Source organism: Glaciecola sp. HTCC2999, from assembly GCF_000155775.1.
Classification (GTDB): Bacteria; Pseudomonadota; Gammaproteobacteria; order Enterobacterales; family Alteromonadaceae; genus Opacimonas.
The window spans coordinates 12,420-16,939 of record NZ_DS989812.1; the positions used below are offsets into that span (position 1 = coordinate 12,420).

Annotated in this window: 3 protein-coding genes and 1 riboswitch; of the genes, 2 read left to right on the plus strand and 1 reads right to left on the minus strand. The window is 41.4% G+C overall.

Annotated features, from left to right (window positions below; genetic code table 11):
* Positions 1-65: 65 nt before the first annotated feature.
* Entirely contained in the window at positions 66-1,253 is a 1,188-nt protein-coding gene (locus tag G2999_RS06515; RefSeq protein ID WP_010179957.1) for a tRNA(Met) cytidine acetyltransferase TmcA domain-containing protein, read from the minus strand.
* Between the two features lie 297 nt (positions 1,254-1,550).
* Between G2999_RS06515 and G2999_RS06520 the strand changes: the two genes are divergently transcribed.
* Complete coding sequence (locus G2999_RS06520; protein WP_010179959.1) at positions 1,551-3,068, plus strand: HAMP domain-containing sensor histidine kinase; 1,518 nt, start codon at positions 1,551-1,553, stop codon at positions 3,066-3,068.
* 34 nt (positions 3,069-3,102) lie between these two features.
* Positions 3,103-3,215: riboswitch (TPP riboswitch) on the plus strand.
* A gap of 42 nt (positions 3,216-3,257) precedes the next feature.
* On the plus strand, positions 3,258-4,520 hold a 1,263-nt coding region (locus G2999_RS13455; RefSeq protein WP_010179961.1), incomplete at its 3' end, for a TonB-dependent receptor plug domain-containing protein.

A 4,520-nucleotide genomic window follows, 5' to 3' on the forward strand; every position in this document is an offset into this window, starting at 1 on the left:
AAAGTGCAATCCATCCGTATAACTCAAATTCAGTTCTTGAGAAGCCATATCTGCTGATAAGGTATTCATCGTTGATGGCGGCTGCAATAAAGCGGTGGTAATTGTTCTATTGGACATGGCGATAAAAAACGTATTGGATTGTCTAATTCGTGCTGATGGTAATTCGCTAATCTTGGTAAAAAGGATAATGAAAATCCTAACCCATTATTTTCATAACCTGAAATGGTCGTTGCAAAAATAATATGCTGATAATGTTCGGTTAAGTTAAGTAACCATTGAACAGGTAGCGACGCAGCTTCATCAACCATGATAAGCGTTTGGGACACCTCATCGTGGTTAAGATCGGGACCATGTGTGAATAACCGAGGATCATCTGGTGCAACAAGTATGATATTAATCCCATTAGTCAAAAAAGATCGGTCGGACAGGGGCGTACTGTGTTCATTTGCGTTTAATGACTTGCGGATAGCTTTAGAAGCTTCATCGCTTTGAGTGACAATGAAAATATGATGGCAATAAGCCTGATTAACTAATCCGCAGACCATGCCTAACAAATAACTTTTACCACGACCTCGCTCTGCAATTAACACATGAAAATTAGCTAATATATCATTGGGTGTGGCACTTTTTTGTTGGTATATCAGGTTAAACATTGTTGTATTAAGCTGACGTGCAATCGTGTGAGCATGCATTTGCTGTTTCGATTTTGCCGCTGACAGTAATGAGTTAACTTCGAAAGGCAATATCCTAGTGATACGCGCTTGCTGGTGTTTTTGCCATAGTAATAACGCATCATGTAAGTCATTGGGTTCACTTAGATAATTAACACCGATGTGAGAGAGTTCTTGTGCGATCAGTTGATTAAATCGGCTAGGCTGTATGTCTGTATCAAATGATTGTGGTAGTGCTGATGGCAGTAACGAAATATCGGTGTAAGGCGTGAGCAAGATTAAACGTCCACCTAGGTGAATACAGCCCATCACACTATAGAGTGTATTAGCCCTGATCCCTAAACTGATGTCATAAACAACTAAGGCATACTCTTGTCCTAATATTTGGCGGGCATGTTTTGGGGCGATATGTTTAAAGCCTGGTAGCGGTGTTACTGGCTGTTCGGTGATCCACAGGATCAATTTATCCTTGGATCCAGCTTGTGTGTTAAACTGGACCAGTTCATGACATTGCTCATGAAGAATAGCCAAATGTGCTTCTGTGTTTAACACCAGATTTATTTGGCGTTTAAAAGATTTCATTACAATTCAATATTAACTACTGTTTGTTGATAAGATAAATATAGCACAAAAATCGGTATGAAAAGACAACCTCCTAGTCAGGCATATATTGCCCGCCTCAAATACTTACGCGGCTTATCAATTATCCTCTTGTTGATAGGCTTATGTTTATCGAGTCTATACAATGATTATCGGTTACTTAAGGTAAATCAGACAAAATACCTTGTGTAGCAAACATCATCGCAGAGTAAATAATCAAACGATCACATCATTAACTAACTTTAGTGATTTATTAGTCAAACACCGAGTCCAAGTATCTTGGATAAACGTCGTTTTAGCACGCTTGTTGCCCAACAATTACCTTATATTCACTCAATTTCAATGGCGTCGGCATACTCCCAAGAAGAGCTGGAGCCATTGTTATCACCTCGTTTCATGTTGAAACAGATCCGGATCAGGGAAAATGGTGAAATTGAATTGATACCATATAGACCACAAAGTATTAATGTTATTACTAATTTCATCTATCCATTAACACCTCAAACTAAGCCGATCATTGGCTTAGATATTTTGTCGCTAAAATTACTCGATCCATTATTTAATCGAGAATATAAAGATGACTTTGTGCGACTCTTAAAAGCGCCGACTGCGCTACATCAAACTGTCACTCGGCCATTTGATTTATTTGGAGGCGGCTCTGCCATATCGATCAATCAAGCGATTGGAGAAAGGCTTTTTAACGACAAGGTATATCCGCAACATATCACTACCTTATTAATTGAGTTAGATGATTTTAGGAATTTTCTAGCGAATTTCATTGGTAATGATGCATTGCGAATACAGTTACAAACTGAACAAGGTGAAGCTATTTGGTTTGGTAAACGTCTGGCGCCACAATGGTATGAGATCGCTATTCAAGAGCAGCAAACCTATCAGTTATTAGGTCGCGATATTATTTTGCAAAGTGAGTTTGGTTTTGGGTTAAAACAGATCAATTGGCAGCTGATGCTCGTGCTGATGCTATTAGGATTAGGTGCGATTTTTTACTTTAATAAGTTATATAGCGTAATCCAGCGTAAACAACGTAATTTAATCGCAGCCAATAGCAAATTGACCCACAATCTGAAAACTCAATCAGATATGCTTGAACATATTTCTCATGAACTAAATACTCCCCTTACGCTCATTAGCTTAGCGAATCAGCAACTACAAAAAGGGGAGGGGAATGACGAGCAGACTACTCATGTGGTAACGATTGATCGACAACTAAAGAAGATGACGAATTTAGTTAAGCACATCTTAGAAGTAAAGACCGCTCAACGACTATCGCTCAACCCGCAACCACAAGATATTGTGGCACACATAAAACAAATTGTGAGTCCATTTAAAGCGCAGTTCGCACAAAAAAATATCCAGTTTTTACATATTGAAAGCCATGTTCAAACCGTCACGACGAGTTATGATCACTTATCGTTAGAGATGGTACTAGAAAATATGTTAACCAATGCATGCAAATATACCGATGCGTTTGAATGGGTAGAGCTCTACTTGAACTTAGAAGTGGGTGATGGTGAAGATCCACAACGTTATCTGGTGGTGAATATTGACAATGCCCATGACGGTCTTACAGCACAGCAATGTGAGCAGATCTTTACGAAGTTTGTGCGTATTAATGCCCAACATATTCAAGGCTCTGGACTTGGATTAGACATTGTTAAAGAAGTATGCGCGCGCAACGATTGGTTAATTGAATGCTATAGTGGAGTTAAACCATATGTTGCTAAGCAATTTGGTAAAGACGGTTATGTGGCATTTAAGTTATCCATTCCTGTATAAGGCTTGCTAAATAGGTGAGTAGCCAGTATTATTCGCAGCGTCCAAGGGGTGCTTGAGACACATCATGTGTTGTCGGGCTGAGATCGACAGAAACCCTTTTACCTGATCCGGATAATGCCGGCGTAGGGAATGGAAACACTCACCTGCCCATACCGGATCTTTTTTATCACTTATAAAAAGGATCTTCTTATGAAATACCATGCGTTAGCTCAGGCTATTTTATTCAGTACTACCTTAACTATAGTTGCCACGTCTGCGTTGGCTCAAAATGTCGCCGATGTCTCTAAAGTTCCTGATGCCTCAGATACCATCAATGCCTCGAATGCGAGCACGGATGTCGAAGTAATCAACGTCTTTGGTGATTACAGCCAATTATCCCTTGACCAAATTGCCCAGTCGGCAACGATCATCTCTGCTAAGGCGGTCCAGCAACGTCATGTCAACCATATTGATGGCCTGTTAAACATGGCACCCAATGTTAATTTCACTTCAGGTGCTTCACGCGGAAAATATATTCAAATTCGCGGGATTGGTGAGCGTAGCCAGTTTGGTGAGCCGCTAAACCCGTCCGTGGGTTTGGTGTTAGATGGCATGGATGTCTCTGGCTTAGGCGGTATTGCGACCTTACTGGATGTGGCTCAAGTTGAAATTTTACGGGGTCCGCAAGCCACCGTATTTGGTACCTCAGGCTTAGCTGGGGTGGTGAATATCGTTTCCAATGGTCCAACAGACATGCCTAGCGGTACTTTTAGTGTCAAAGCAGCGACCCAAAACACATTTGCCGTTAACGGCGCTTATGGCCTGCGACTCGATAATGGTTTAGGCCTGCGTGCGGCGGTGGCAAAAAATACCTCGGATGGGTTTGTGAAAAATGCACATTTAGGTCGTGATGATACCAGTAATATTGATGAAACCAGCGTGCGTTTGCGCGGTGATGTGGCATTGACGGATACCTTAACGTTAGATGCACAAATCCTATATGTGGATGCGCAAAATGGCTATGATGCTTTTTCATTAGATAATGATAATGTGACGTTATCTGATGAGCCGGGTGTAGATAATACCGAAGCGACCGTCATGGGGTTTGGTTTAACCCAAATCACTGATTGGGGACAATGGCGCGTCCAAGGCAGCGCCACTCGCTCTGATAGCACGTATGGCTATGATGAAGATTGGACGTTTGTGGGCTTTCATCCCTGGGAATATTCCTCAACTGATTATTACTTCCGTGAGCGTGATACCGATGCACTGGAGTTTCAAGCACGCTCGAGCCAGACTGCTAACAACGCTATTCAATGGGTGGGTGGCCTGTTACATAAACAATCTACAGATTATTTAGTGCGTGAATATACCTACGAAGACTCAGATTTTACATCTCAATATGTTCCGACGTCCACTGCAATATACGGCCAAATCACTTACCCGCTGGATAAGTTACCAGGCATGTCAATG